Genomic DNA, 25,690 nt, shown 5'->3' with positions numbered 1-25,690 from the left:
GGCCTCGAATTGCCGGAGCGCGACAGATATGTTGCGTGTTCATGAACAGCAAGCAAGCCAAGCGCTATCTTGCGAAGAAAGGGGCGGTCTTTGCTCCAGGCAAGGGTGAGCATCTGCATGTCACGCTCAACGGCAGAGGTTCGACCCTTCCGCAACACGGCGGCTCCAAGGAAATTCCAAAAGGGCTCCTGCGTCTCGACGCGCTGGAGCGCGCCCGCGCGGCGCTCGGAAAGACGCTGCGCCTGGAAGTGATCGACGCCGCATGAAGCAGGCCGGTCACTCCTTCGGAAAGTCGAGCCGCATCTCGCGATAACGTTCCGGATCGTCCGCCCAGTTCTCGCGCACCTTCACGAACAGGAAGAGATGCACCTTCTGCTCGGCGGCCTCCTCGATCTCGCGGCGCGCCGCCTGGCCGATCGCCTTGATCGTGCGGCCGCCCTCGCCGATGACGATCTTCTTCTGACCGTCGCGCGCAACATAGATCGTCTGCTCGATGCGCGCCGAGCCGTCCTTCTGGTTCTGCCAGGACTCCGTCTCGACGGTCGATTGATAGGGCAGTTCGTCGTGCAGCCGCTCGAAGATTTTTTCGCGCGTGATCTCCGCGGCGAGTGAGCGCAAGGGCGCGTCGGAGAGCTGGTCCTCGGGATAGAGCCAGGGCGAGGGCTTCATCATCGATGCGAGCTTCGCGAGCAGATCGGAAACGCCGTCGCCCTCGAGCGCGGAAATCATGAAGGTGTCGGTGAAATCCGCCTTCTGCGTCACCGCCGCCGTCAGCGCCAGCAGCGATTCGCGCGGCACGACGTCGACCTTGTTGAGGACGAGAATCTTCGGCGCGGAGAGCTCGCGCAGCTTGGCGATGATCTCCTCGACCTCCGTGTCGAGCCCGCGGCGCGCGTCGACGAGCAGCACGATCGCGTCGGCGTCGCCGGCGCCGGCGAGCGCGCTCGCCACCATCGCCCGCTCGAGCCGGCGCTTGGGCGCGAATATGCCGGGCGTGTCGACGAGGATGATCTGCGCCTCGCCGGCGATCGCAATGCCGCGCACGAGCGCCCGCGTCGTCTGCGCCTTGCGCGAGACGATCGATACTTTCGCGCCGACGAGCCGGTTGAGCAGCGTCGATTTGCCGGCGTTGGGCGCGCCGACCAGCGCGACGAAGCCGCAGCGGGTTTGCGTCACGAGAATGCTCCAGTCCCCTCGTCCAGATGAGGAGCGCCGGCACAATGCGTCCCCTCATCCTGAGGAGCGCCCGCAGGGCGCGTCTCGAAGGATGCTCCAGCGCGCGCGGCTTCGACGCTTCGAGACGCCGGCTTCGCCGGCTCCTCAGCGTGAGGGACTGGTTTTGTCCATGTCGCGCGGATCATCATGTCCCTTCCCGTTCTATGCCTTCGCGATCGAGAAAGGCCTGGGCCGCCGATTGCTCGGCGACGCGCTTCGACGCGCCCCCGCCCTCGGCCGCGACGAATCCCTCGACATCCACCTCGACCTCGAAGAAGGGCGCATGATCGGGCCCGCTGCGCGATTTCATTCTATAGGTCGGGGTCGGCAGGCGCCGGGCCTGCGCCCATTCCTGCAGCGAGGTCTTGGCGTCGCGCAATCGGCGCCCTTGCGTCTGCATGCGGGCGCCGAAGGCCTCGCGCACCACGGCCTCGGCCGCCGCCGCGCCGCCGTCGAGATAGACCGCGCCGATGATCGCCTCGCACATATCGCCCAATATGGCGCGCTTCTTCCGCCCGCCCGTCTGCGCCTCGCCGTCGCCGAGCCGCATGAAGGGGCCGACGCCCCAGCGCTCCGCCACTTCGGCGCAGGATTCCTTGCGCACGAGATCGGCGAGGCGGCGCGACAACTCCCCTTCGCTCTCCGCCGGAAAATTCTCGTAGAGCATATGCGCGACGACGACGCCGAGCACGCGGTCGCCCAGGAATTCGAGGCGCTCATAGGAATCCGCCCGCGCCGCCGAGGCGCTGACATGGGTCAGCGCATGCTCGAGCAGACCCCGGTTCACGAAACCGTGACCGACGCTCGCCTCCAGCGCCTCGAGATCCTTGCGGCCCGACGCTCCCATCGCTCGGGCGCGCGCGTCAATGCGCCGGCTGGAACAGCCGGCTCCAGCGCACCGACCAGGGCCAGCGCCAGAAGGCGAGCGCATATTCGTCCTTCTGCACCGAGAAGAAGATGATCTCGGCGCGGCCGACGAGATTCTCGGACGGCACATAGCCGACGCCGCCCTCGTCGGCCGAGAAGCGCGAATCGGTCGAATTGTCGCGATTGTCGCCCATCATGAAATAATGATTCGGCGGCACGACGAAGAGCTCGGTGTTGTCCTTGTAGCCGTGATCGCCCTCGATCTCGATGATCGTATGGGCGACGCCCCCCGGCAGGGTCTCCGTATAGGTCGCCACCTCGATCTCGCGGCCGTCGCGACCCTCCTGGCGTTCCTTGGCCTTGGGCTCGCGCGGCACGATCTCGCCATTGATGTAGAGGCGCCCGTCGACCATCTGGATGCGGTCGCCCGGCAGGCCGATCACGCGCTTGATGTAGTCGGTCTCGTTGTCGCGCGGCAGCTTGAAGACGACGACGTCGCCGCGCTTGGGCGCCGAGCCCATCACGCGGCCGGAGAAGAGGTCGAGCCGCCAGTCGAGCACCGGCAGCGATGGCAGCGAATAATTCGAATAGCCGTAGGCGTATTTCGAGACGAACACATAGTCGCCGATCAAGAGAGTGGGGATCATCGATCCCGAGGGGATGTTGAACGGCTGGAACAGCAATGTGCGAATGACGAGCGCGATGATCAGCGCCTGGACGATCACCTTGATCGTCTCGAGCAAACCCCCTTCGTCGCGCCGTTCCGCGACCGAGACGTTCCTGGTCAAGCTGCGTCACTCCCTCTTGGCCGAAGGCCGCTTTCGGTCGTGTTGGTCGAGGGCGCGCCGACGAGGCGCGCCACGGCCCGCTCTATCACGTCACCGCCTCGATGAGAACCTGGGCCTGCGCGAGCGGATATTCGTCGGTGAGGGTGAGATGAACGACGATCCGAGCGCCGGGCGGGGCGATCAGCGCGAGCCGCTCGGCGGCGCCGCCGGTCAGCTCCACCGTCGGCTTGCCGGAGGGCAGATTGACGACGCCCATGGTCTTCCAGGTGACGCCGTCCTTTATGCCGGTGCCGAGCGCCTTGGCGCAGGCCTCCTTGGCGGCGAAACGCTTGGCGTAGGAGGCCGCGCGCGCGGCCCGTCCGTCGGATTTGGCGCGCTCGACATCGGTGAAGCAGCGGCGGGTGAAGCGCTCGCCATAGCGCTCGAGCGCCTCTTCGATGCGACGGATGTCGCAGAGATCGCTGCCGAAACCGATGATCATGAGGCCGCCGCGACGCCTTCGTCGATCGCGCGGCGCATCTGCCGGATCGATTCGGCGAGGCCGACGAACACCGCCTCGCCGATGAGGAAGTGGCCGATATTGAGCTCGACGATCTGCCGCAGGCCGGCGACGCGCCGCGCCGTCGCATAATCGAGCCCGTGGCCGGCGTGGCATTCTATGCCCTGCTCGGTGGTATGCGCGGCGGCGGCGGCGATGCGCGCGAACTCGCGCTCGGCGAGCGCCGCGTCGCCGGTCTCGACCGCATGGCACCAGGCGCCGGTATGCAGCTCGACGACCGGCGCGCGGATCGACGCGGCCGCGTCGATGGCGTCCGGGTTCGGCTCGATGAACAGGGACACGCGAATCCGAGCGCGGTTCAGCTCGTCGACGAAGGGAACGAGATGGTCGTGGCCGCCGATGACGTCGAGCCCGCCCTCGGTCGTGCGCTCGGTGCGGCGCTCGGGCACGATGCAGACGGCGTGCGGCTTCGTCTTCAGCGCGATGTCGAGCATCTGCTCGGTCGCCGCCATCTCGAAATTCAGCGGCTTGCCGATGCTCGCCTTCAGCCGCGCCATATCCTCGTCGCGGATATGGCGGCGGTCTTCGCGCAGATGCGCCGTTATGCCGTCGGCGCCGGCCTCGATCGCCAGCAGCGCCGCGCGGATGGGATCGGGCGCGAGGCCGCCGCGCGCATTGCGGATCGTCGCGACATGGTCGACGTTCACGCCGAGGCGGATGTGACGTGTCATTTCGAGCTCACCCGTTGACGCGCTCGACCTTGCTGACCAGGGCGCTGGCGCGAAGGCGCGCGATGATGTCGTTCAAATGCTTCAGATCGGCGACCTCAAGGTCGAATCGCATTTCGCGGAAGTCGGGAGAATGAACGCTGAAGGAGACATTGTCGATATTGGCCCCGGCCTCGCCGATCACCGTCGCGAGGGCGCCGAGCGTTCCGGGCTCGTTGATCGCCGTGACCAGGATGCGGGCCGGGAACAGTTCGCGATGCTCGGGATCGATGTCCCAGCGCACGTCGAGCCAGCGGTCGGGCTGGTCGTCGAAGGCGGTCAGCGCCGGCGATTGGATGGGATAGATGGTGATGCCCTCGCCCGGCGTCAGAATGCCGACGATGCGGTCGCCGGGCACGGCGCCGCCCTCAGGCGCGAAGCGCACCGGCACGTCGCCGCGCAGGCCGCGAATCGGAATGGCGCTCGCCTCGTCGGTCGCGCCGGGCGCCTTGAACACGACATTGACATTGGATTTTATGCCGAACCAGCCCGGCTCGCCGGGCTCGAGGCGCTTTTGCGCCGAGGGCGCCTTGCGCTCGTCGGTGAAGTCCGGATGCACGGCCTTCACCACATCGCCCGAATAGATCTCGCCGCGGCCGACCGCGGCGAAAGCGTCGTCGAGCGAGGGCCGCGCGAGGCGCGGCAGAGCCGACTTCAGCTTGTCGTCGGAATAGGGCCTTCCGGCGCGCTCGAAGGCGCGCGCGACGATCTGCCGGCCGAGCCCGGCATATTGCATGCGCACGGCCTCGCGCGTCGCGCGGCGGATCGCCGCCCGCGCCTTGCCGGTCACGACCAGCGACTCCCAGGCGGCCGGCGGCACATGGCCCTCGGCGCGGATGATCTCCACCTCGTCGCCGTTCTGCAATTGCGAGAGCACCGGCGCGATGCGTCCGTTGATCTTGCAGCCGACCGCCGAATTGCCGACGAGCGTGTGCACGGCATAGGCGAAATCGATCGGCGTCGCGCCGCGCGGCAGGGCGATGAGCCCGCCCTTGGGCGTGAAGCAGAACACCTGATCCTGAAACAATTCCAGCCGTGTATGCTCGAGGAACTCGTCCGGGCTGTCGCCGTGGGCGAGCAATTCCAGCGTGTCCTGCAGCCATTTGAAGGCGCGGCTCTCCTTGGCGAGCTCCTCCTTGCCCTCGACGCTCGCGCTATCCTTGTAGAGCGCATGCGCCGCAATGCCGAAGCGGGCGATCTCGTGCATCGCCGCGGTGCGGATCTGCAATTCGACGCGCTGATGGCCCGGACCGATCACCGTCGTATGAATGGAGCGGTAGTCGTTCTGCTTGGGCGTCGAGATATAGTCCTTGAATCGGCCGGGCACGCTCGGCCATTTGGTGTGGACGACGCCGAGCGCGCGATAGCAGTCCTCGACCTCGCCGACGATGATGCGGAAGCCGAAAATATCGGAGAGCTGCTCGAAGGCGATGGATTTGCGCTCCATCTTGCGCCAGATCGAGAAGGGCGTCTTCTGCCGGCCGGTGACAGCCGCATGGATTCCGCGCGCGGAGAATTCCTCCGTCAGCTCCTTTTCGATGCGCTTGATGATGCGGCCGTTCTTGGCGCGCAATTCGTGTAGGCGCGTTTCGATCGCGAGATAGGCCTCGGGCATCAGATGGCGGAAGGCGAGGCCTTCCAATTCCTCGCGCAGGCGCTGCATGCCCATGCGGCCGGCGAGCGGCGCATAGATGTCGAGCGTCTCCTGCGCGATGCGCGCGCGCTTCTCGAGCGGCACGAAATGCAGCGTGCGCATATTGTGCAGCCGGTCGGCGAGCTTGACCAGGAGCACGCGCACGTCGTCGGCGACGGCGAGCAGGAGCTTGCGGAAGTTCTCGCCCTGCGCGGCCTTCTTGGAGACGAGATCGAGCTTCTCGATCTTGGTCAGTCCGTCGACCAGCTTGCAGATCTGCGGACCGAACAGCCGCTCGATCTCGTCGAGCGTCGAGCTCGTGTCCTCGACCGTGTCGTGAAGAACCGCGGCGACGATCGTGGCGTCGTCGAGCTTGAGGTCGGTGAGTATAGCCGCGACCTCGAGCGGGTGCGAGAAATAGGGATCGCCGGAGGCGCGGGTCTGCTGCCCATGCGCCTTCATGGCGTAGACATAGGCGCGGTTGAGCAGGTCCTCGTCGACCTTCGGATTATATTTGCGAACCCGTTCGACGAGCTCGTATTGGCGCATCATCGGCGTCGACCAACGATCATGTCTTCGAGGACCGTCGGCGGCCTGTCGGAACTCTCGGTGTGAGACGGGGCGAGGAAGAAAGAGCCGAAAGCCGGCCCGAGGCCGCGTTTCGCGCTCAATTTAGACCAGCTCGCGCGCCGGCTCCAGCGGGATGTGCGCGCGGGAGGCCGAGATGCGCGGAATTACTCGCCCTCGTCCTCGACCTCGGCCGGCGGCACCAGCCCTTCGAGTCCGCGCAGCAGATCCTCTTCCGTCATGCGGTCGAATTGCGCGTCGCCCTCGCCGAGATCCGCGCCGCTCGCCGAAAGCGGCGGCGCCGCCTCGGTCTCCGGCTCGTCCACCTCGACATGGCGCTGGAGCGAATGGATGAAATCTTCCTTGAGATCGTCCGGCGCGAGCGCGGTCTCGGCGATCTCGCGCAAGGCGACCACCGGATTCTTGTCCTTGTCGCGCTCGACGAGAATCGACTGGCCGGAGGAGATCAGCCGGGCGCGATGCGCCGCCAGCAGAACGAGATCGAAGCGGTTCTCGATCTTGTCGATGCAGTCCTCGACGGTAACGCGCGCCATTTCGACGACTCCTCGAATGATCTCTGGCTCCGGCGAGCGCTACACTAATTTTCGTGTGGACGCAACGACGAGAGCGAGCATGAACCAAGCCACTGCACGCGCGGAAAACGCGTATGTCTCAATGTCGCCACAACTGTGACTGATGATTGTTTTGGTATTTCAGAACGAAAATTCGTATTCCCCTCTTGACGCCCGGCGTTTCATGGCCGATTTACAGCAGTCAGGGACGTGTTAAGTCCGCAGGCGCGAGCGTCTGCGAGTTTCGATGAGTGACTACGCCGGGGCGGAGCGCGGGGAAATCATCGGGACGACGCGGATAAAATCATCGCGCGAGGGCGAAGGACGAAAAATCGTACGAAGCGCTGCCGATCGAAGGGTTTCACAGCGCATTCGTCGAGCCGCGATCCTCCCGATGGCTGGAACCCGATGAGCGAGAACGAAACAGATGGCAGACCCGGAACGCATTGCTCTATTCATTGACGGCGCCAACCTCTACGCGACGGCCAAATCGCTCGGCTTCGACATCGACTACAAGCGCCTGCTGCGTGAGTTCCAGTCCAAGGGACGCCTGATCCGCGCCTTCTATTACACGGCCCTGATCGAGGACCAGGAATATTCCTCGATCCGCCCGCTGATCGACTGGCTCGACTACAACGGCTACGCCGTCGTGACCAAGCCGACGAAGGAGTTCGTCGATTCGCTCGGGCGCCGCAAGGTCAAGGGCAACATGGACATCGAGCTCGCCGTCGACGCGATGGAGATGGCCGAGCACATCGATCATCTGGTACTGTTTTCCGGCGACGGCGACTTCCGCTCGCTGGTCGAGGCCGTGCAGCGCAAGGGCGTGCGCGTCTCGGTGATCTCGACGATCACCACCCAGCCGCCGATGATCGCCGACGAACTGCGCCGCCAGGCCGACGAATTCGTCGATCTCATCCATCTCGTCGGCAAGATCGGCCGCGATCCGGGCGAGCGCGCCGAGCGCATGCAGCGTTTCCAGGAGCGCCGGCCGCAGCCGGTGAGCCAGGGCGTGACGGAAGACGATCACGAGTGATCCGTCTCGCCCCTCTGGGGGCGAGCCCGATCCAGACTGCCCGCTCTGCCCGCGGCTCGTCGCCCTTCGGCGCGATCTACGCGGGTGCGAGCCGGCATGGCATAATGCGCCCGTCCTCGATTTCGGGCCGCGCTCCGCGCCGTTGCTGATCGTGGGACTGGCGCCGGGAATGCGCGGCGCCAATCGCACCGGCCGCGCCTTCACCGGAGACGAAGCCGGGCGTCTTCTTTACGCGACTCTCGCGGAGTTCGGCTTTTCCAGAGGCGTCTATGACGCGCGTCCGGACGACGGCGTCGAACTGAACGACTGCCTCATCGCCAATGTCGTTCGCTGCGTGCCTCCGGGGAATCGGCCCCTGCCCGCCGAAATCGCCGCCTGCCGGACCTTCTTCGTCGCGACCTTCGAGAAGATGCGCGAGCTTCGCGGCGTTGTCGCGCTCGGCCGCGTCGCGCATGAGGGCGTGCTTCGCGCCCTATCGGTCAGGCTGCGCGACCATGCGTTCGCGCATGGCCGCGAGCATGTCGTCTCGTCGGATATGCTGATGCGCAGCTTGTTTCTTATCGACAGCTATCATTGCTCGCGGCTCAACACGAATACCGGCGCGCTGACGCCCGAGATGTTTCGCGCGATCTTCGCGCGAGCGCGAGAATTGTTGGACGCGCGGGCCTGACGCTTTGTTCTTCGCGAGCGAAGCGACCCAGAGCCGTTGGGCGGCCGGGGATTGCTTCGTCGCTGCGCTCCTCGCAATGACAGCGTTCGCGGGACCAAACGGAGTCACCCTCGCTCCCGCAGCAGCCGGCTCTTCTCGCGGCCCCAGTCGCGCTTCTTCTCGACCTCGCGCTTGTCGTGCAGCTTCTTGCCGCGGCCGAGCGCGATCTGCAGCTTGGCGCGCCCGCGCTCGTTGAAATAGAGCCGCAGCGGCACGATGGTCATGCCCTCGCGCTCGACGCCCTGCGCCAGCTTGGCGATCTCGCGTTGCTTCAGCAGCAGCTTGCGCAGCCGCTTGGGCTCGTGGTTGAAGCGATTGCCGGCCAGATATTCGGGGATATTGGCGTTGACGAGCCAAGCTTCGCCCCGCCGGTCGACATGGGCGTAGCTCTCGGCGATCGTCGCCTTGCCGGTGCGCAGCGACTTCACCTCTGTGCCGGTCAGAGCGAGGCCGGCCTCGAAGGTCTCGCCGATCTCATAATCGAAGCGCGCGCGCCGATTGTCGGCGACGATTTTGAAATTCGGCGTCTGCTTCTCGGCCACGGCTTCGGCTCAGTCCAGAAGACCGGCATGGGTCATCGCCGCGCGGATCGCCGCTTTCGTCGCCTCGCTCGAGGGCACGAGCGGCAACCGCACCTCCTCGCGGACGCGGCCGAGCAGCGACAGTCCATATTTGGCGCCGGTGACGCCCGCCTCGAGGAAGGTCGCCTGCTGCAGCGCCGTCAGCCGGTCCTGAATGGCGAGAGCGGCCGCGAAATCGCCGGCGAGAGCGGCTTTCTGCATGTCCGCGCAGAGGCGCGGCGCGATGTTCGAGACGACCGAGATCACGCCGATCGCGCCGACCGCGACGCTCGCCAGAGCGAGAATGTCGTCGCCGGAGAACTGGACGAAATCCGGGCCGATCGCGGCGCGCTGCTGGAGAATGCGCCCGACATTGCCGGTCGCGTCCTTCACGCCGGCGATGTTCTTCAGCCGCGCGAGACGCGCCAGAGTGTCGACGCTCATGTCGATCACCGAGCGCGGCGGGATATTGTAGACGATGATCGGGATCGAGATCGCCTCGCTCACCGCCTTGAAATGCTCGTAGAGGCCGAGCTGATTGGGCTTGTTGTAATATGGCGTGACCACCAGCACGCCGTCCGCGCCGGCCTCTTCGGCGTGGCGGCAGAGCTCCACCGCCTCACGCGTGTTGTTGGAGCCGGCGCCGGCGATGACCGGAACGCGTCCGGCCGCCTGCCGGATCACCGTCTCGACGACTTTTTTGTGCTCCTCATGGCTCAAAGTGGGGCTCTCGCCCGTCGTGCCGACGGGGACGAGGCCGTCCGTGCCGCTGTCGATCTGCCAGTCGACCAACGCGCGCAGGGCGGCGTAATCGACCGCGCCGTCGGCGAAAGGAGTGACCAGAGCCGTGTAGGATCCGCGAAAGACTGCCTTGTCCTGCATATGCCGTCGCTTTCACTGCGCCTTGCCGGCGCCGCAATCGCCGGCCTAGATTATTCGGAACTGTCTCGGAGAAGGAAAGCGCCGCGTCCTCGCCGGGCGAGCCCGCGCTGCTACGGATGGCGCGGCCCGCCGCGCCCCTTCCGAGCCGTCGCTCCGCCTCGAAAGGCGCGCTCGATCCTTGTCATAGCCGCTAGGCGAAGATCAGGAAAGGGCCAGGATCGGCGAGGCGGCGTCGAATTGCTCGAAAAAATCATCGGGGCGGCGGCCGAAGGTCCCGCGCCGCTCGGGCCGAACCTCGGATAAAAAGTCTATCCGGCTCGAAACTTTCACTCGTGGTTGAGGTTTCGGAAACGAAATGGTCGCAGGCTGACGGTTCGTAGAGCTTCGGAGCGTAGGGCCGATGTCGAAACGCTTTGGAGGCGCCGTGCGCCTCGTGTTGTGCGTGTCCGCGCTCTGCGCGGCGTTCGTCTATTCGTTCTCGGTTCGCCGGGCGGAAAGTCCCGACGAGACGGCGCGCGCCGTCTCGCCGCCGACCGAGGCCACGGCCTCGGCGCGCTCGGCGCTCGGCGATTTCGTGGGCCATGGTCGCGAGCAGGCCCGCGACGTTTCAGCAGACGCTCCCGCGTTGGCCTACGCGCCTGCCGACGGCCGCTTGTCGCCCGACGCGGAGCCGGCGCCTCCTGCGCTCGACCCGGCCGTTCTGCTCGGTCCGGACCTCGAGGCGTTCAGCCTGGCGCTCGCGGCCTATAAGGCGGGGGATTTTTCCGCCGGCGACGCGGCGCTCGCCTCGGTCGAGGCGCCGCTCGCGCGCATGACGGCGCAATGGGCCGGGCTGCGCCTGCATCCGCGCGAGGCGGGATTCGCGCGACTGTCGCAGTTCCTCGCCGAGCACCCCGGCTGGCCGGCGGCGGCCTGGCTGCGCCAGCGCGTCGAGGAGGCGCTCTACGGCGACAAGCACCCCGACACGCTCATCGCCGATTATTTCGCGGCGCAGCCGCCGCGGACCCCGGCCGGCAAGCTGGCGCTCGCCCGCGTGCTGGCGCGCCGCAATCAGCCTTTCGAGGTCGCCGCGCTGATCAAGCCGATGTGGCGGGAGGATGATTTCAACGAGGCGCTGGAGACGGCGGCGCGCAAGGAATTCTCGCCATTCCTCGACGCCGCCGACCACAAATATCGCGCCGACCGGCTGCTCTACGCAGAGAAGACCTCGGCCGCGCTGCGCGCCGCCGCCCATGCCGGCGCCGACGTTCTCGATCTGGCCCGCGCCCGTGTTCTGGCGTCGAACGAGAGCGCGACCGACAAGAGTTTCGCCGCGGTTCCCGCCGCGCTCCAGAACGATCCGGGCTTGTTGTTCGCGCGCATCCATACGTTGCGCCACCGCAAGAAATTCATAGAGGCGGCGGCGCTGCTGCGCGGCGCGCCGCGCGATCCGCGCGCGATCGTCGACGGCGACGCCTGGTGGGTCGAGCGCCGGCTCCTCGCCCGCAAGCTGCTCGATCTCGGCCGGCCGGCCGAGGCCTACGAGCTCTGCGCCGGCCATGCGGCGCGCTCGCTCTCCTATCGCGTCGAGGCCGAGTTCCACGCCGGCTGGATCGCGCTGCGTTTCTTGAGCGATCCGGCCGAGGCGGAGCGGCGCTTCGAGACGATCCTGCGCATCGCCGAGACGCCGATCCAGAAATCGCGCGGCGCCTATTGGCTCGGCCGCTCGCGCGAGGCGAAAGGAACGCCCGAGGCGGTCGCTGCGGCGCGCGGGGCTTTCGAGCAGGCGGCGCTGCATTCCACCACTTTCTACGGACAGCTCGCGCGCGAGCGGCTCGGCCTCGCCGATTCGCCCTTGCGTCCCGCTCCGGCGCCGGCGGTGGGCGACGCCCGTGGCGAGGCGGTGCGCGTCGTGGAATTGCTGTTCGCGCTCGACGAGCGGGCGCTCGCCGCGCCGCTCGCCGCCGATGCGGCGAAGACGCTGGAGAGCGATTCGCAGCTCGCCGCGCTGGCGGCGGTCGCCGAGCGGCGGCGCGACGCCAAGATCTCGCTGACGCTCGGCAAGCTCGCCTCCTATCGCGGCTTCGCCATCGACGACGCGGCCTTTCCCGCCTTCGGCGTTCCGGCTTTCGCGGCGCTGCCGGGCTCCGCCTCGCGCTCGATCGTCTACGCCATCGCGCGGCAGGAGAGCGCCTTCGATCCCAAGGCAGTCTCGAGCGCCGGCGCCATGGGGCTGATGCAGATGATCGAATCGACGGCGCGGCACACGGCGCGCCAGACCGGCGTCGGTTTCGACGTGAAGCGGATGCTCGACGAGCCGGCCTTCAACGCCCGCCTCGGCGCCGCCCATCTCGGCCTGCTGCTCGGCGAGCACAAGGGCTCCTATATCCTCACCTTTGCGGCCTACAACGCCGGCGGCAAGAGGGTGAAGGAATGGATCGACGCCTATGGCGATCCACGCCGCAAGGACGTCGATCCGGTCGATTGGGTGGAGCGCATTCCGATCAGCGAGACGCGCAATTATGTGCAGCGCGTGATGGAGAATCTGGTCGTCTATCGCGCCAAATTCGACGACCGCGACCTGCGCCCGCCGCAGAGCGAGCTGGCGCGGATGTGAATTCGATGTAACTCGAGAAGGGGAAGGGGACCTTCGAGGCGCGAATATTGCTTCCTCGCCGCGCGCGAGGAAACTCGAATGAAAACATTTCTCGATTGGTCGGCCTATGACACCTATGGGATAGGCGACGCCTATTCGGGCATTCCGGCCACCGGCGGCAATTACGCGAAGGCGGTGGCCGTGTGCATGCACAGCCGCGACTGCCACAAGACCGGCAAGGGGGTGATGTGCCCGAGCTATCGGATCACCGGCGACCGCGCCCATTCGACCGAGGCGCGCGTCGCCGCCTTCAAGGCGGCGCTCAACGACGGGTCCGACGCGCGCGCCTTCGCCGATCGGCGGCTCGACGAGGCGATGGATCTCTGCGTCTCCTGCAAGGCCTGCAAGAAGGAATGTCCGAGCGCCGTCGACATGACGCTGATCAAGACGGAATATCTCGCCCAGCGTCACGAGATCCTGGGCGCTCCGCTGCGCACGCGCCTGTTCGGCGGCGTTCCTGAATGGACCGGCCGTCATCGCGCGCTTCTGCGCTTCGCCATTCTCTTGCGCAACCGCTTCGCGCCGCTCGCCGGGCTCGCCGAGAAATGGCTCGGGATCACGGCGCGCCGTCTCGTGCCGGAGCCCGCCGCAAAGGCGTTCCGCCGCGCCGCGGCCGGCGCGAAAGGGGCGCGCGGCGAGGTGATCCTGTTCGTCGACACCTTCTGTCATCACTTCGATCCGGAGGTCGCCGAGGCGGCGGTGGAGGTGCTGGAGCGCGCCGGCTATGGAGTGCGCGTCGCAAAGCCCGCCCCCTCCGACGCCGAGCCGGACCGTCCGCTCTGCTGCGGCCGCACCTATCTCACCACCGGCCTCGTCGAGAAGGCGCGGGGCGAGGCGAAGCGCGTGCTCGCCGCCTTCCGCGACGAGATCGCCGCGCAGACGCCGATCATCGGCCTCGAGCCGTCATGCCTCCTGTCGCTGCGCGACGAGCTCTACAGCCTCGGCCTGGGGCCGGAGGTCGGCGATCTCGGCAAGCAGCTCTATCTGCTCGAGGAGTTCTTGGCGCGCGAGCATCAGAACAATGGCCTGCGCCTGGGGCTGAAGCCGCTCGATCTGCCGAAGGCGCTGCTGCACGGCCATTGCCATCAGAAGGCCTTCGGCGCGATGCGCGCGACGCGCAAGGTGCTCGGCTGGATCCCCGGATTCTCTTATGACGTCATCGAGACGAGCTGCTGCGGAATGGCCGGCAGCTTCGGGCTCGAGGCCGAGCATTACGAAGCCTCGATGCAGATGGCGGAGCTGGCGCTGCTTCCGGCGGTGCGCGCCGCCGCCGACGCGCCGCTCATCGCCAATGGGTTCTCGTGCCGTCACCAGATCGAGCACGGCAGCGGCCGCAAGGCGCGCCACATCGCGCTGCTGCTGCGCGACGCGCTCGCCTGACTCTTTCTGTCCGATTTCGGACAGGAGTGTCGCGCGTCACGGCGCGGAGCGGGAGCGCTGCGCCCGTTCCTCCATCAGCGCGGAGTGTGTGTCGAGCAGGCGGATAGCGCCGGGCAGGCGCCCATGCGCGGTCTGCTGCGCTTCGGTCTGCGGCTCGAGCGCACGCCACCAGTCGATGAAGCGGCCGATCAGGTCGCGGCCGGGAATCTCCTCGAAGGCGAGGCCCGGAAAGCCCTCCAAACCGAAGGCCTCCTCCACGTCGCGCAGGCGCTCGGCGACATAGCGGCGATCTTCCCCGCTCAGTCGATAGGGCTGCTCCGGCGCGCGCCGCACCATGCGGACCTCGCTCAGCTCCGGAATATAGTCTTTCTTCACGTCTCGCGCTCCGCCGACGGATCGATCTCCGCGTCCTGATGCAAGGACGATGTCAGCGACAATGGCGGCGGGGCGCGCTTGCCCTTCCTTCCGGAAGGAAGGTAGGTCTATTCTGGAGAATGCGAGGGGACAGGCGCCTTTCTCGCAGGATCGCTTTCTCGTCGGCCTGAAGGCGAGCGAAGGACGGAGCGGCGATGCAGATCGATTGGGCGAATTTCGATCCCGGGAGCGCGGCGCTGGGCGGCGCGGCGATCGGACTTGCGGCGGGCCTCGCCATTCTCCTGCTCGGACGCATAGCGGGCGTGAGCGGCATCGTCGCCGGCTTGCTGCCGCCGAGAGGCGGCGACGCGTCCTGGCGCGTCGCCTTCATCCTCGGCCTCGTCGCCGCCGCCGCGGTTCTGCGCCTTTTCGGCGCGACGCCGACGCCGGTCTTCGACGTCGGCTATGGCGCGACGATCCTCGCCGGCCTGCTCGTCGGTTTCGGCGCGCGCCTCGGCGGCGGCTGCACCAGCGGGCACGGCGTTTGCGGACTCTCGCGCCTGTCGGCGCGCTCGCTCGTCGCGACCGCGACATTCATCACGAGCGCCGTCGCGACCGTCTTCGTGCTGCGCCATATCGCGAGCTGAGACATGACGAGATCGACCGCCGCCGCATTCTTCATCGGGCTGGTCTTCGGCCTCGGCCTCTGCGTCTCGGGCATGATCTTGCCGAGCAAGGTGAAAGGCTTTCTCGACATCGCCGGCCAATGGGATCCTTCGCTCGCCTTCGTCATGGGCGGCGCCGTCGGCGTCGGGCTGATCGCCTTCCATTTCGCGAAGCGCCGCGCGCGGTCGCTGCTCGGCGAGGAGATGCGCCTTCCCGCAAAGGACCGCGTCGACGCGCCGCTTCTCGCCGGCGCGGCGATCTTCGGCCTCGGCTGGGGGCTCGCGGGCGTGTGTCCGGGGCCGGCGATCGTCGGTCTCGCTTTCCTCGAGCCGCAGATCATCGTGTTCGTGATCGCCATGCTCGCCGGCATGGCGTCGGAGCGGCCGGCGCGCGGCCTGTTCGAGGCCGTCCGAAGCGGACGTCTTCGACTGTCTGCTCGTCGAGGCCGTGCGACGCTCTGAGCGCAGCGCGGGGAATGCGGACAGCCTGAGGCGCGCCCCGTCGCGCCTCGTGCGGCGAGACGCTGCTGAAAAATGGTCTCCGCGTTCTGTCGGCGAAACCGCAGCTCGGCTCGCCGCGGCTTCGGCGCCGCCGTGGACGCGGCGCTTGGAAGCGCGGGGCGCAGCGGCGGAGTTCGCGGCGTCGGCGCAAGTCTCGACATGTTCCTGGCGAGCCCTTTGACCTCACCCCGCATTTTGCGCTAAATCATCGCGGTAACGAGCCCCGGCGTTACGCGCCGGGGCTTTCGCGCGTTCTATGGGGATTCGAGGCGGAGCCCATGGCGAATGTGGTCGTGGTCGGCGCCCAATGGGGCGACGAGGGCAAAGGCAAGATCGTCGACTGGCTCTCGCTCGAGGCCGATGTCGTGGTGCGCTTCCAGGGCGGCCACAACGCCGGCCATACGCTCGTCATCAACGGCAAGACCTACAAGCTCGCCCTGCTCCCCTCGGGGATCGTCAGGCCCGGAAAGCTCTCCGTCATCGGCAATGGCGTCGTCGTCGACCCGCATTTCCTCATCGGCGAGATCGAGCGGCTGCGCGAGCAGGGGGTCGAGATCGGCCCGGACAATTTCAAGATCGCCGAGAACGCGCCGCTCATCCTCTCGCTGCATCGCGAGCTCGACGCGCATCGCGAGGAGGCCGCCGGCAACGGCGTCAAGATCGGCACCACCAGGCGCGGCATCGGCCCCGCTTACGAAGACAAGGTCGGGCGCCGCTCCATCCGCGTGATGGATCTCGCCGAGCCCGATACGCTGGACGACAAGATCACGCGGCTGCTCGCCCATCACAATCCGCTGCGGCGCGGACTGGGCCTTCCCGAGATCGAGCCGGCCGCCCTGCGCGAAGAATTGCTCAGCGCCGCGCCGAAGATCCTGCCGTTCATGGATGCAGTCTGGGAGCTGCTGGCCGAGCAGCGTCGCACCGGCAAGCGCATCCTGTTCGAGGGCGCCCAGGGCGTGCTGCTCGACGTCGACCACGGCACCTATCCTTATGTCACCTCCTCCAATACGGTCTCGGCCGCGGCGGCGAGCGGCTCGGGCCTCGGACCCGGCGCGATCGGCTATGTGCTCGGCATCGCCAAGGCCTATACGACGCGTGTCGGCGGCGGGCCCTTCCCGACCGAGCTCACCGACGCCATCGGCGCGCTGATCGGCGACCGCGGCCGCGAGTTCGGCACCAACACCGGACGCAGGCGTCGCTGCGGCTGGTTCGACGCCGTGCTGACGCGGCAGGTGGTCAAGACCTCCGGGATCGACGGCATTGCCTTGACCAAGCTCGATATTCTCGACGGCCTCGATGAAATCAAAGTCTGCACCCATTATCTTCTCGACGGCGCCCGCATCGACCGTCTGCCCGCTTCGCAAGCGGCGCAGGCGCGCGTGGTTCCGGTCTATGAGACGATCGAGGGGTGGCAGGGGACGACTGGCGGCGCGCGCTCCTGGGCCGATCTTCCGGCGCAGGCGATCAAATATGTGCGGCGCATCGAGGAGCTGATCGGCGCTCCGGTCGCGCTCCTGTCGACGAGTCCGGAACGGGACGACACGATTCTCGTGCAGAATCCGTTCGAGGATTGACGCGAATCGCCCGAAATGCTCTTGAAGTCGCATGGCCGACTACTATTCGCTGCTCTCCCGCGCGGTCGCCGCTCTGCCGCAATCTGCGCCCGAGTCGCGTCAAGCCGTCTATGAGCGCGCGCGCAAGGCGCTGTTCAAGCAGCTGCGCGGCATTCAGCCGCCGGTCGCCGAGGAGGACATAGAGGCCGAGGGCCGCGCGCTCGACGAAGCCATTGCGAGAGTGGAGCTGGAGGCGGTTCGCGCCGCGGCCGGCGGCGCCGAGCGCAAGGAGCCCGTGTTCCCGCCGCCGCCGCCCCTACCGGCCGAGCCGCCGGCCTCTGCTGTGTCCGAGCCGCCGTCCGGTCCGCGCGCGCCGGCCGCGGCGCCGCAGCCGGCTCCGGAAGCGCCGCCGCGCGCCGAGCCCGCGCGGGAGGAGGGGCCGCCGCCCTCGGCGCCGCAGCGTCCGGCCGCGCCGCTTCCCTCTCTGCCCGAGCCGGCGGGCAATTCGCGGCGCATTCTGGTCATCGGAGGCGTGCTGGCCGCCGTGGTCGCGCTGGTGGCGCTGCTGGCGCTGCAATTCCGCGAGCGGCCCGAGGATCTCGCCAAATTGACCCCGGAGCCGCAAACCGGCGAGGAGGCCGCGGAGGGGAGCAAACTCGCCGACCGCGTCGGCGGCGAGCCGGCGGCGCCGGTCGAGACCGGCAAGACGCCGGAACAGGCGCAGAAGGCCCAGCCCGTCGCCGTGGCTCAGAAGGCCGAGCTGTGGGTCGCCGCGCCCGAGGAGGCGAGCAAGGTCAAGACCTTTCCGGGCACTGTGATCTGGCGGCTCGAGAGCCTGCCGGCCGGCGCCGGACAGGCGCTGACCCCGGCGATCCGCGGCGACATCGATATTCCCGGCGCGCAGCTGAAAGCCGCGCTCGTCATTCAGAAGAATCTCGATCCGGCGCTCTCCGCCTCGCACACGATCAACGTGTCGTTCCAATTCGCTCCGGGCGGCGAGTTCAAGGGGGTGAAGACCATCGCGTCTCTCCAGATGCGCCGTCCCGAGGCGCAGTCGGGCGAGCAGGTGGCGGGCGTCCTGGTCCCGATCACCGAGAACAATTTTCTCATCGGCCTTCTGCCCGGCAATCCCGAGGCGCGCAATCTGACGCTGCTGCGCGCGCCGCTGATCATCGACCTGCCGATGCAGCTCGAGAACGGCCGCGCGGCGACGATCGCGCTGGAGAAAGGCCCCGCCGGCGAGCGCGTCTTCCTCGACGCGCTCGACGCCTGGGCGCGGAAGTAGGGCAATCGGCGAGCCGGGGAGACGCCCCCGTCAATCGAACAGGCTGGACACGCTCTCTTCGCGCGCCGTGCGGGCGATCGCTTCGCCGATCAGCGGGCCGATCGGGATGACGCGAATGTTGCGCGCCTCCTGCACGGCCGAGGTCGCCGCGATCGTATCGGTCAGCACCAGCTCCTTCAGCTTGGAGGCGGCGATGCGCGCGGTCGCCGAGCCCGACAGCACGCCATGAGTGATATAGGCGGAGACGGAATTCGCGCCTTCGGCCAGCAGCGCCTCCGCGGCGTTGCACAGAGTGCCGCCGGAATCGACGATGTCGTCGATCAGGATGCAATTGCGGCCGGATACGTCGCCGATGATGTTCATCACCTCGGACTCGCCCGCGCGCTCGCGCCGCTTGTCGACGATGGCGAGCGGCGCGTCGATGCGCTTGGCGAGGGCGCGCGCGCGCACGACGCCGCCCACATCCGGCGAGATCACCGTCACGTCGCGCAGATTCTGGCGTTGCTTGATGTCCGCGACCATGACCGGCGCAGCGAACAGATTATCGGTGGGAATATCGAAGAAGCCCTGGATCTGCCCGGCGTGCAGATCGACCGTCAGCACGCGGTCCGCCCCGGCGCGGGTGATGAGATTGGCGACGAGCTTCGCCGAGATCGGCGTGCGCGGCCCCTGCTTGCGGTCCTGCCGGGCGTAGCCGAAATAGGGCAGCACCGCCGTGATGCGCCGCGCCGAGGCCCGCCTCAGCGCGTCGATCATGATGAGCAGCTCCATCATGTGATCATTCGCCGGCGCCGAGGTCGACTGCACGATGAACGTGTCCTGCCCGCGCACATTCTCCTGGATCTCGACGAACACCTCCATGTCGGCGAAGCGCCGCACCTGCGCGCGGCACAGCGGAACGCCGAGATAGGCGGCAATAGTTTCGGCGAGAGCGCGATTGGAGTTGCCAGCGAGAATTTTCGTCGCCGCCATAGACTGGGATCCTTACTCGAAGACTCGGCCGGCCTCTTAGCAGCGATGGACGGCGCGGACAATACGGCGGTATTGTGACACCCGGGCCGTGGGTCGCGAACGCTACGCGGGCCGTCGGCAGACGATCTTCATATATTCCCGCCCCTCGCGCGGCGCGATCGCCACGCCGGCGATGGTCGTCTGGCCCATCAGCCCGCATTGCAGGACGCTCGAAACCTTCGGGCCCTGCACCACATCGATCGCCGTCTCGGGCCGGCACTCGCTCGGAGACACGGAAAGGGAGCAGATCAGGATCAGGATCGAATAGGGCGTCATCGACAGATCTCCTCGTGAAGAATCCGCGGGTCCGCATCCTCCCGGCGCCGGCGTCGAGGCCGGTCGAGGCTTGTCGATAGGTTACGGCATGTTCCATGCCAAATCGATGCGTTATCACGCGTCGGAACGCTTCGGCCCGAACAGTGAGACAATAATGTCACAATTAGAGCCCCCGGCTTCGTCGACACCCCCCGTAGTCTTTCGCGCGCCGTCCCGCATTGTCCTCGAGGGGCGGCGCGTGACGCTCGTCCCGCTCGTCGACGCTCACGCCGAAGCGCTCTATCAGGCGACGCATGGGACGGAGCGCGAGGATGTGTGGCGCTACATGTTCATCGGCCCATTCGCCGACGCTTCGGCTTTCCGCTCCGACCTCGCGCAGAAGGCGCGCGCCGACGAGCCGCTGTTTTTCGCGGTGGTCGAAAAGGGAAGCGGCCGCGTCCTCGGCTTTCAGGCCTATCTGAACGTCGAGCCGGCCCATCGCGCGGTCGAGGTGGGCTGGGTTCTCTATTCCCCTGCGCTGCAACGGACGGCGGCGGCGACGGAGGCGCAATATCTCTTCGCGGCGCATGCATTCGAGACGCTCGGCTGCCGCCGCTATGTCTGGAAATGCGACGACGCCAACGAGAGGTCCAAGGCCGCGGCCATTCGTCTCGGCTTCGTCCCCGAAGGCCTTTTCCGTCAGCACATGATCGTCAAGGGGCGTAACCGCGACACGGCCTGGTTCTCCATGCTCGACCGGGAATGGCCGGCGCGCAAGGCCGCCTTCGAGGCTTTTCTCGCGCCGGAGAATTTCGACGCCGGAGGGCGCCAGAAAACATCGCTTTCGGCCTTGAACGCCCGCGCGCCGGCGGCAGATAGAGGCTGAGGCGGGCGGCCGGCGGGCCGGGCGATTGCCTCACGACTCGTATGGTGCTTAAGAAAACCGAGCAGCGAGCCGTCCGGGCGGATGTTTCATTCCGCGGGTGGTCGTCGCCGAACGCGCTTCGGACGGTTCTTCGATGACGACGGAAGACGCACGCGCCCCCGAGAGAACGGACTTGAACAGCTTGGACCTGCCCAAGCCGGCGCAGGACACGCGCGTCGTCGTGGCCATGTCCGGCGGCGTCGATTCGAGCGTCGTCGCCGCTCTGCTCGCCGAGGAGGGCTATGACGTCGTCGGCGTCACGCTCCAGCTTTACGATCACGGCGAGGCCGCGCATCGCAAGGGCGCCTGCTGCGCCGGCCAGGACATCCACGACGCCCGCCGCGTCGCGGCTCGGCTCGGCATTCCCCATTACGTGCTCGATTTCGAGACTCGCTTCCGCGAGACGGTGATCGACGGTTTCGCCCAGAGCTACGCCAGCGGCGAGACTCCGGTCCCTTGCGTCGCCTGCAATCAATTCGTGAAATTCGTCGATCTGTTCGAGACGGCGAAAGACCTCGGCGCCGACGTTCTGGCCACGGGACATTACATCGCCTCGCGGGCGACGCGCGGCGGGCGCGGCCTCTTCCGCGCGATGGACGCCTCGCGCGACCAGAGCTATTTCCTCTTCGCCACGACGCGCACGCAACTCGACATGCTGCGCTTTCCGCTCGGCGAATACGCCAAGACCGAGGTGCGCGAGTTCGCGCGCCGCTTCGATCTCGACGTGGCCGAGAAGCCCGACAGCCAGGACATCTGCTTCGTCCCGAGCGGCCATTACACCGACATCGTCGAGCGCCTGTCGCCCGGCGCCGCCGTGCCGGGCGAGATCGTCCATGTGGACGGGCGCGTGCTCGGCCGCCACGCCGGCGTCATCCATTACACCATCGGACAGCGGCGCGGTCTCGGCCTCGGCGCCGCGGTCGCCGGACGCGCGAGCGATCCTTTGTATGTGGTCCGGCTCGACGCCGCGCGGGCGCGCGTCGTCGTCGGCCCGCGCGAGGCGCTGGAGACGCGCAGCGTGCGGCTGCGCGACGTGAACTGGATCGGAGAGGGCGCGCTCGCCGATCTGCCCGAGGGCGGTCTCGAGATCGAGGCGCGGGTGCGCTCGACCCGCTCCCCCGTTCCAGCGCGGCTGCGGCCGCTCGCCGGCGGCGGGGCGCAGGTGCTGTTCGAAGCGGGCGAGTTCGGCGTCTCGCCCGGCCAGGCCTGCGTGTTCTACGACCGCGGCGATGCGCGCGCGCGGGTGCTCGGCGGCGGGTTCATCGCCGCGGCCGAGCACGCCGCCGAGCCGCCGGAGCCCATTGTCGCGGCGAGCGGGGGCACGACATGACGGACGCGCGCCCGGGCTTTCGCATCCTCGCTCACGCGCTCGACCGCACGGCGATAGAAGCGGCCTATGCGCGCTGGGCGCCGATCTATGATCTGATCTTCTCCAACCTTCTCGGCCCGGGACGCATCGCCGTGGCGGCGATCGCCTCCCGCGCCGACGGGCGCATTCTCGACGTCGGCGTCGGCACCGGGCTGGAGTTGCCGATGTTCCGGCCCGGCGCGCGGGTCGTCGCCGTCGACCTCTCCGAGCCTATGCTCAAGCGCGCCTCCGTCCGCGTCGCCCGCCAGCGCCTCGCGCAGGTCGTCGGCCTCGCCCGCATGGATGCGAGTCGTCTCGCGTTTTCCGACGCCTGTTTCGCCTGCGTCGTCGCGCCCTATCTGCTGACCGTGGCGCCGAGCCCCGAGGACACGCTGGACGAGCTCGCCCGCGTCGTGCGTCCGGGCGGGGAGATCGTGCTCGTCAATCATGTGAGCTCGCGGGATTGGTCGACGTTCGAATCCTTCATCGGCGAGCGCGTCGCCTCGCTGCTCGGCTGGCGCGTGCAATTCCCCTGGTCGATCATCGGCGACTGGATCGACTCGCGGCCGGACATGCGGCTCCTCGATCGGCGCGTCTTGCCGCCCCTGGGCCTGTTCACGCTGACCAGGGTCGAGCGCCTGGCGACCTCCGGCGACGGCGCCCGTCCGCCGGTCGTCGGCGACCGGAGACCGCTCGAGCGCGTGTGAGGGGCCTTCCGCGCACTCCGACGGGCGCTCGTCCTCGTCCAGCCGCGTCGGGCCGGAGGCGGTCGCCGCTTTGTTCCAGGCGAACAGCGCTGCGGGGGCGCCGCATATGGCCGAGACCCCTCGAGCGCCTCGCGCCTTTCCCCTCGTTTTCCGGACCTGTGGAGCGTCGCGCCCTGTGGGGCTTAAAGACGCCCGCTTCGCCGCTCCTCGACACGAGGGCGCGGACTCTGGTCCTTCACTCCATCGTCCCGGCAGCCTCGAGCGCAGGCATTGCCGATCCGGCCTCGGCCTGTTAAGAACGAGCACTTTTCGTTCGGGCATTTCTCGGAGGTTCGGAATGTCGATCGCAGGCTTCCTCTCCCACGTCGCAAGAGGGGAGCGCCCCGCCTCCGACAGGCGAGGAAGAAGCGCCGTTCTTCTGCTGCGGTGTTTCGCGCTGTCGGCCGTATGGCTGGCCGCCGCGGGCGCAGCCGATGCCGCCATTCTCGTCCGGACCTCTTTCGAGGCTGCCGCCGGCCCCGCTGCGGCCGGCGCTCTCGTCTATGTCGACGGTAAGAAGGTCGGCGCACGGCTTCCGATGGACGATATGTCATTTCGTCCTTGCCGGCGGGAACCCATCGGATCGGAGCGGTCGCTCCCGGCCTGGCCGGCGGCGCCGTCGAGATCGAAGTGACCGATCCCGCCCAGAACAGGGGCGTCGACGTCGTGCTGACCGGCGAGGGCCTCGCGACGGTCGTCCCGGCGGCGCTGACATCCTCGTTCCTCCCCGTCCTGCCTCTGACGTCGACGGGCTTTTCGGCGTCCCTCGTCGATCCCGTGCGGGGCCGGCCGCTGCCCGTCTCGGAGATCACGTCGGTCACGGTCGAAAGAACCTCGTCGGGCGAAATTTTCGACGTCACCGCGCAATTCCAGATCGTGAACGGAAATACGCTGCGTGTGCCCGGCGGCGTCAATCTGGCTCAGTTTCTGAACGTCGACGCGCGGCATGTGCTGAAGGTGGAGGCGCTGACCGCCGATGGCGCGCTGCTGCGCGCGACGCGGGATTTCTGGATCGGCCGGTCGACGATTTCGGGCCGGCTGCTCCCGCCGGCCTCCAATCCCTCCGTCCCGGTGAACGACGTGGTCGTAAAGCTCGACCTGTTGGGGGCGGGCGCGTCTTTGTCGACGCGATCGGACCAGAACGGCCGGTTCACATTCGCCTCGACTCCCGCCCTCAATGTCGCCCTCTCGGCTCAGCGGCAAGTCGGATCGACGATCTACAGCGGCAGCGGCGTCGCTTTCATCGACCGCAACGTCGAGGCTCGGCTGAGGCTGCTCGGTCCGGACGCCCATCAGGCCGGAGGGACGCCGCTCACGATCATCCCGTCCGCTTCGCCCGGCGTTCCGACGCTCGCGGCGGACGAATCCGACGCCGCCGAGCGTGCGAAGCGCCTCGAGGCGCAGAAGGCGGCGGCCGTCCGCGCCGCCCCGGCGGCGGCTCCCGCTGCGGCCGGCCAGGTATCGATCTCGGCGACCTCCGCGCAGCAGAACGCACGAATTTCCCAGACGGCGACGCTCACGGTGCCGAAGGGGACGGCGAAAGTCACGCTCTCCTATACCGTCTCGTCGACGGAATATCCCTTCTACGTCCTCAATCAGAGCAAATTCAACGATAATTGGGATCTCTCCGTGATCTCGGGGCGGGGCCGCGTGCTGTTCCGGATCGCGCGCAACGTCAATTCGCAGACGAGCCTCCAACCCTTGTGGCGTTGCGGCGGCACGACCGGCGTCGTGACGGAGACGCTCGATGTGTCGGCGCTCACCCGCTCCGCGGCAGCGACGCTCATTTTGATCGGCTCGGCCATGAATGTCGGCGACAGCGTCCTGCCGACGACCGTGCAGGCCACGCTCGGAGAGCCGCCCGCCGAGTTGCGGGCGACGGTCGCCGGCGTCTACGAACAGGTCGCGGGGCCCGACGATTATTTCAGCATCCCCCCGAAGACTCGGCCGAACACGTTTCGAAAGGGCTTCGATTTCAAGATCGAGCCTCCTTACGACCTCGCCAGCGCGCGAATCGAATCCGTCGAAGCCCAGATCGGCTTCGGGACCGCCCCGTCGAGCGGCGTCACGGTCTTCCGGGGAAGGCCGACGGCGCTCGGTTCCGATGGCTTTCGCGTGTTCGTGACCTTCGGAAAGGGCAATCCGATCCTGTCGCCGGTCGATGGCGCGACGCCCCCGGCGCACAACATGTGCTATCATTTCACAATCAAGGCGAAAGTCGCCGGGGTCCCCAAGACATTGGAGCTCGATTCGCCTCTGGTCCATGCGTTGTGGAGCTTGCCGGCCAATATCTCCCGCTATGGGCAGCGCGAGTCGGGCGGCGACGGCTGGACGTCGAAGGGCGGCCATGAATGGCTGAAGACGAACGCCGGGCTCCTGTCGCGCGTCGACGACATTTCGGGCGAGCATGGGCGTAGCCTCTGGAGCGCCGGCCATGAGCAGGGTGCGGAGATCGACATCTCTCATTTCTCGCCCGTCGACTCGGCGAGCGGGCTCAAGAATTATCTCGCGTTGAAGACGCTCGCCTTGCGCGTCTTGGACGGCGACTCCGCGGCGCGCAACCGCCTCGCCGCATGGGCGAGAGCGCAGAGGACCGGCCTCTCCGATCTCGCCGCTCTCCCCAGCGTGGCCGAAGTGCGGACGGTCTTCGGCGCGGCCGCGCCCGGGCTGCAGTCGGGCTGGCTGTGGTCGATCCTGCGTTTCGGCGGCCTCGCGAACGGCGGCGTGATCGTTCCGATCGACGGCGGAGCCGCGCTGAATCAGAAGATCCGTCCGGCGGCGGGCAATGACTTGCGTCACTCGATCGTGCTCAATCGCAAGCTTTTGAACAACACGCCTTGAGGCTCCGCATCGCCGCCGACCGGCGCCGGCGGCAAGCGATCCACGCGCCAAGATGGAAATGCAGGATGGGGATGGGGCGTCCGAACAGGTTCGCCT

At 67.6% G+C, this 25,690-nt stretch carries 25 protein-coding genes; 13 read left to right on the top strand and 12 right to left on the bottom strand.

What is annotated here, in order from left to right:
- The first annotated feature begins 35 nt into the window (after positions 1 to 35).
- Positions 36 to 266, top strand: a complete 231-nt coding sequence (locus AC6IW9_RS04305; RefSeq protein ID WP_497769409.1) for a type II toxin-antitoxin system HicA family toxin — start codon at positions 36 to 38, stop codon at positions 264 to 266.
- A gap of 10 nt (positions 267 to 276) precedes the next feature.
- Here the strand turns inward: AC6IW9_RS04305 and era are convergent, their stop codons facing one another.
- From era to rpoZ, 7 genes are all read right to left on the bottom strand, one after another.
- Positions 277 to 1,176: a GTPase Era gene (era, locus tag AC6IW9_RS04300; RefSeq protein ID WP_497769408.1), complete on the bottom strand. Its 900-nt coding sequence runs from the start codon at positions 1,174 to 1,176 to the stop codon at positions 277 to 279.
- A gap of 184 nt (positions 1,177 to 1,360) precedes the next feature.
- A complete protein-coding gene (gene rnc / locus AC6IW9_RS04295) occupies positions 1,361 to 2,062 on the bottom strand; it encodes a ribonuclease III (RefSeq protein ID WP_497769407.1) in 702 nt (233 codons plus the stop codon).
- A gap of 16 nt (positions 2,063 to 2,078) precedes the next feature.
- Positions 2,079 to 2,870 carry a signal peptidase I gene (lepB, locus tag AC6IW9_RS04290; RefSeq protein ID WP_497769406.1) on the bottom strand — a complete coding sequence of 264 codons (792 nt, stop codon included), beginning with the start codon at positions 2,868 to 2,870 and terminating at the stop codon, positions 2,079 to 2,081.
- Between the two features lie 85 nt (positions 2,871 to 2,955).
- On the bottom strand, positions 2,956 to 3,351 hold the full coding sequence (acpS, locus tag AC6IW9_RS04285) for a holo-ACP synthase (protein ID WP_497769405.1): 396 nt from the start codon (positions 3,349 to 3,351) through the stop codon (positions 2,956 to 2,958).
- The gene (locus AC6IW9_RS04280; protein WP_497769404.1) at positions 3,348 to 4,100 is read right to left on the bottom strand and encodes a pyridoxine 5'-phosphate synthase; all 753 of its coding nucleotides are present in this window, start codon (positions 4,098 to 4,100) and stop codon (positions 3,348 to 3,350) included. Before AC6IW9_RS04280 ends, acpS begins: the two co-directional genes overlap by 4 nt.
- 7 nt (positions 4,101 to 4,107) lie before the next feature.
- A complete protein-coding gene (locus AC6IW9_RS04275; protein WP_497769403.1) occupies positions 4,108 to 6,321 on the bottom strand; it encodes a RelA/SpoT family protein in 2,214 nt (737 codons plus the stop codon).
- Positions 6,322 to 6,503: 182 nt separating this feature from the next.
- Positions 6,504 to 6,890, bottom strand: coding sequence for a DNA-directed RNA polymerase subunit omega (gene rpoZ / locus AC6IW9_RS04270; RefSeq protein WP_497769402.1), 387 nt, complete (start codon positions 6,888 to 6,890; stop codon positions 6,504 to 6,506).
- A gap of 445 nt (positions 6,891 to 7,335) precedes the next feature.
- On the opposite strand from rpoZ, the gene AC6IW9_RS04265 reads away from it, so the two are divergent.
- Entirely contained in the window at positions 7,336 to 7,944 is a 609-nt protein-coding gene (locus AC6IW9_RS04265) for a LabA-like NYN domain-containing protein (RefSeq protein ID WP_497769401.1), read from the top strand.
- Entirely contained in the window at positions 7,934 to 8,614 is a 681-nt protein-coding gene (locus tag AC6IW9_RS04260) for a uracil-DNA glycosylase (protein WP_497772441.1), read from the top strand. Before AC6IW9_RS04265 ends, AC6IW9_RS04260 begins: the two co-directional genes overlap by 11 nt.
- Before the next feature lie 104 nt (positions 8,615 to 8,718).
- On the opposite strand, the gene smpB is transcribed toward AC6IW9_RS04260, so the two are convergent.
- Entirely contained in the window at positions 8,719 to 9,195 is a 477-nt protein-coding gene (gene smpB / locus AC6IW9_RS04255; protein ID WP_497769400.1) for an SsrA-binding protein SmpB, read from the bottom strand.
- 9 nt (positions 9,196 to 9,204) lie between these two features.
- The gene (gene dapA, locus AC6IW9_RS04250) at positions 9,205 to 10,095 is read right to left on the bottom strand and encodes a 4-hydroxy-tetrahydrodipicolinate synthase (RefSeq protein ID WP_497769399.1); all 891 of its coding nucleotides are present in this window, start codon (positions 10,093 to 10,095) and stop codon (positions 9,205 to 9,207) included.
- Between the two features lie 400 nt (positions 10,096 to 10,495).
- On the opposite strand from dapA, the gene AC6IW9_RS04245 reads away from it, so the two are divergent.
- Positions 10,496 to 12,691, top strand: a complete 2,196-nt coding sequence (locus tag AC6IW9_RS04245; protein ID WP_497769398.1) for a lytic transglycosylase domain-containing protein — start codon at positions 10,496 to 10,498, stop codon at positions 12,689 to 12,691.
- 78 nt (positions 12,692 to 12,769) lie between these two features.
- Positions 12,770 to 14,110: a (Fe-S)-binding protein gene (locus tag AC6IW9_RS04240; protein WP_497769397.1), complete on the top strand. Its 1,341-nt coding sequence runs from the start codon at positions 12,770 to 12,772 to the stop codon at positions 14,108 to 14,110.
- Between the two features lie 36 nt (positions 14,111 to 14,146).
- On the opposite strand, the gene AC6IW9_RS04235 is transcribed toward AC6IW9_RS04240, so the two are convergent.
- Positions 14,147 to 14,485, bottom strand: coding sequence for a hypothetical protein (locus AC6IW9_RS04235; protein ID WP_497769396.1), 339 nt, complete (start codon positions 14,483 to 14,485; stop codon positions 14,147 to 14,149).
- A 194-nt stretch (positions 14,486 to 14,679) separates the two neighbouring features.
- Between AC6IW9_RS04235 and AC6IW9_RS04230 the strand changes: the two genes are divergently transcribed.
- The 4 genes from AC6IW9_RS04230 to AC6IW9_RS04215 all read left to right on the top strand — a co-directional run bounded on the left by AC6IW9_RS04230 (position 14,680) and on the right by AC6IW9_RS04215 (position 18,468).
- A complete protein-coding gene (locus AC6IW9_RS04230) occupies positions 14,680 to 15,111 on the top strand; it encodes a YeeE/YedE family protein (protein ID WP_497769395.1) in 432 nt (143 codons plus the stop codon).
- Positions 15,112 to 15,114: 3 nt separating this feature from the next.
- The gene (locus AC6IW9_RS04225; RefSeq protein ID WP_497769394.1) at positions 15,115 to 15,591 is read left to right on the top strand and encodes a DUF6691 family protein; all 477 of its coding nucleotides are present in this window, start codon (positions 15,115 to 15,117) and stop codon (positions 15,589 to 15,591) included.
- A gap of 317 nt (positions 15,592 to 15,908) precedes the next feature.
- A complete protein-coding gene (locus AC6IW9_RS04220) occupies positions 15,909 to 17,204 on the top strand; it encodes an adenylosuccinate synthase (RefSeq protein ID WP_497769389.1) in 1,296 nt (431 codons plus the stop codon).
- A 31-nt stretch (positions 17,205 to 17,235) separates the two neighbouring features.
- Positions 17,236 to 18,468: a hypothetical protein gene (locus AC6IW9_RS04215; protein ID WP_497769386.1), complete on the top strand. Its 1,233-nt coding sequence runs from the start codon at positions 17,236 to 17,238 to the stop codon at positions 18,466 to 18,468.
- Between the two features lie 30 nt (positions 18,469 to 18,498).
- On the opposite strand, the gene AC6IW9_RS04210 is transcribed toward AC6IW9_RS04215, so the two are convergent.
- Complete coding sequence (locus tag AC6IW9_RS04210; RefSeq protein ID WP_497769384.1) at positions 18,499 to 19,440, bottom strand: ribose-phosphate pyrophosphokinase; 942 nt, start codon at positions 19,438 to 19,440, stop codon at positions 18,499 to 18,501.
- A 102-nt stretch (positions 19,441 to 19,542) separates the two neighbouring features.
- On the bottom strand, positions 19,543 to 19,755 hold the full coding sequence (locus AC6IW9_RS04205; RefSeq protein WP_497769382.1) for a hypothetical protein: 213 nt from the start codon (positions 19,753 to 19,755) through the stop codon (positions 19,543 to 19,545).
- A 238-nt stretch (positions 19,756 to 19,993) separates the two neighbouring features.
- On the opposite strand from AC6IW9_RS04205, the gene AC6IW9_RS04200 reads away from it, so the two are divergent.
- The 4 genes from AC6IW9_RS04200 (at position 19,994) to AC6IW9_RS04185 (ending at position 25,594) form a co-directional block, all read left to right on the top strand.
- The gene (locus AC6IW9_RS04200) at positions 19,994 to 20,620 is read left to right on the top strand and encodes a GNAT family N-acetyltransferase (protein ID WP_497769380.1); all 627 of its coding nucleotides are present in this window, start codon (positions 19,994 to 19,996) and stop codon (positions 20,618 to 20,620) included.
- Between the two features lie 133 nt (positions 20,621 to 20,753).
- Positions 20,754 to 21,989, top strand: a complete 1,236-nt coding sequence (gene mnmA, locus AC6IW9_RS04195) for a tRNA 2-thiouridine(34) synthase MnmA (RefSeq protein WP_497769376.1) — start codon at positions 20,754 to 20,756, stop codon at positions 21,987 to 21,989.
- Positions 21,986 to 22,714, top strand: a complete 729-nt coding sequence (locus AC6IW9_RS04190) for a class I SAM-dependent methyltransferase (protein WP_497769374.1) — start codon at positions 21,986 to 21,988, stop codon at positions 22,712 to 22,714. Before mnmA ends, AC6IW9_RS04190 begins: the two co-directional genes overlap by 4 nt.
- A 669-nt stretch (positions 22,715 to 23,383) precedes the next feature.
- Entirely contained in the window at positions 23,384 to 25,594 is a 2,211-nt protein-coding gene (locus AC6IW9_RS04185; RefSeq protein WP_497769372.1) for a hypothetical protein, read from the top strand.
- Positions 25,595 to 25,690 lie beyond the last annotated feature (96 nt).

Source organism: Methylosinus sp. shoA (genome assembly GCF_059718125.1).
This window is presented reverse-complemented; position numbering and strand designations above follow the sequence as displayed.

Coding starts and splice junctions, on each gene's coding strand:
- AC6IW9_RS04245 (WP_497769398.1), top strand. CDS start 10,496: ATGTCGAAACGCTTTGGAGGCGCCGTGCGCCTCGTGTTGTGCGTGTCC.
- AC6IW9_RS04265 (WP_497769401.1), top strand. CDS start 7,336: ATGGCAGACCCGGAACGCATTGCTCTATTCATTGACGGCGCCAACCTC.
- AC6IW9_RS04230 (WP_497769395.1), top strand. CDS start 14,680: ATGCAGATCGATTGGGCGAATTTCGATCCCGGGAGCGCGGCGCTGGGC.
- AC6IW9_RS04210 (WP_497769384.1), bottom strand. CDS start 19,440: ATGGCGGCGACGAAAATTCTCGCTGGCAACTCCAATCGCGCTCTCGCC.
- mnmA (WP_497769376.1), top strand. CDS start 20,754: ATGACGACGGAAGACGCACGCGCCCCCGAGAGAACGGACTTGAACAGC.
- AC6IW9_RS04205 (WP_497769382.1), bottom strand. CDS start 19,755: ATGACGCCCTATTCGATCCTGATCCTGATCTGCTCCCTTTCCGTGTCT.
- AC6IW9_RS04190 (WP_497769374.1), top strand. CDS start 21,986: ATGACGGACGCGCGCCCGGGCTTTCGCATCCTCGCTCACGCGCTCGAC.
- AC6IW9_RS04275 (WP_497769403.1), bottom strand. CDS start 6,321: ATGATGCGCCAATACGAGCTCGTCGAACGGGTTCGCAAATATAATCCG.
- AC6IW9_RS04215 (WP_497769386.1), top strand. CDS start 17,236: ATGGCCGACTACTATTCGCTGCTCTCCCGCGCGGTCGCCGCTCTGCCG.
- AC6IW9_RS04280 (WP_497769404.1), bottom strand. CDS start 4,100: ATGACACGTCACATCCGCCTCGGCGTGAACGTCGACCATGTCGCGACG.
- AC6IW9_RS04225 (WP_497769394.1), top strand. CDS start 15,115: ATGACGAGATCGACCGCCGCCGCATTCTTCATCGGGCTGGTCTTCGGC.
- acpS (WP_497769405.1), bottom strand. CDS start 3,351: ATGATCATCGGTTTCGGCAGCGATCTCTGCGACATCCGTCGCATCGAA.
- AC6IW9_RS04240 (WP_497769397.1), top strand. CDS start 12,770: ATGAAAACATTTCTCGATTGGTCGGCCTATGACACCTATGGGATAGGC.
- rnc (WP_497769407.1), bottom strand. CDS start 2,062: ATGGGAGCGTCGGGCCGCAAGGATCTCGAGGCGCTGGAGGCGAGCGTC.
- AC6IW9_RS04220 (WP_497769389.1), top strand. CDS start 15,909: ATGGCGAATGTGGTCGTGGTCGGCGCCCAATGGGGCGACGAGGGCAAA.
- dapA (WP_497769399.1), bottom strand. CDS start 10,095: ATGCAGGACAAGGCAGTCTTTCGCGGATCCTACACGGCTCTGGTCACT.
- rpoZ (WP_497769402.1), bottom strand. CDS start 6,890: ATGGCGCGCGTTACCGTCGAGGACTGCATCGACAAGATCGAGAACCGC.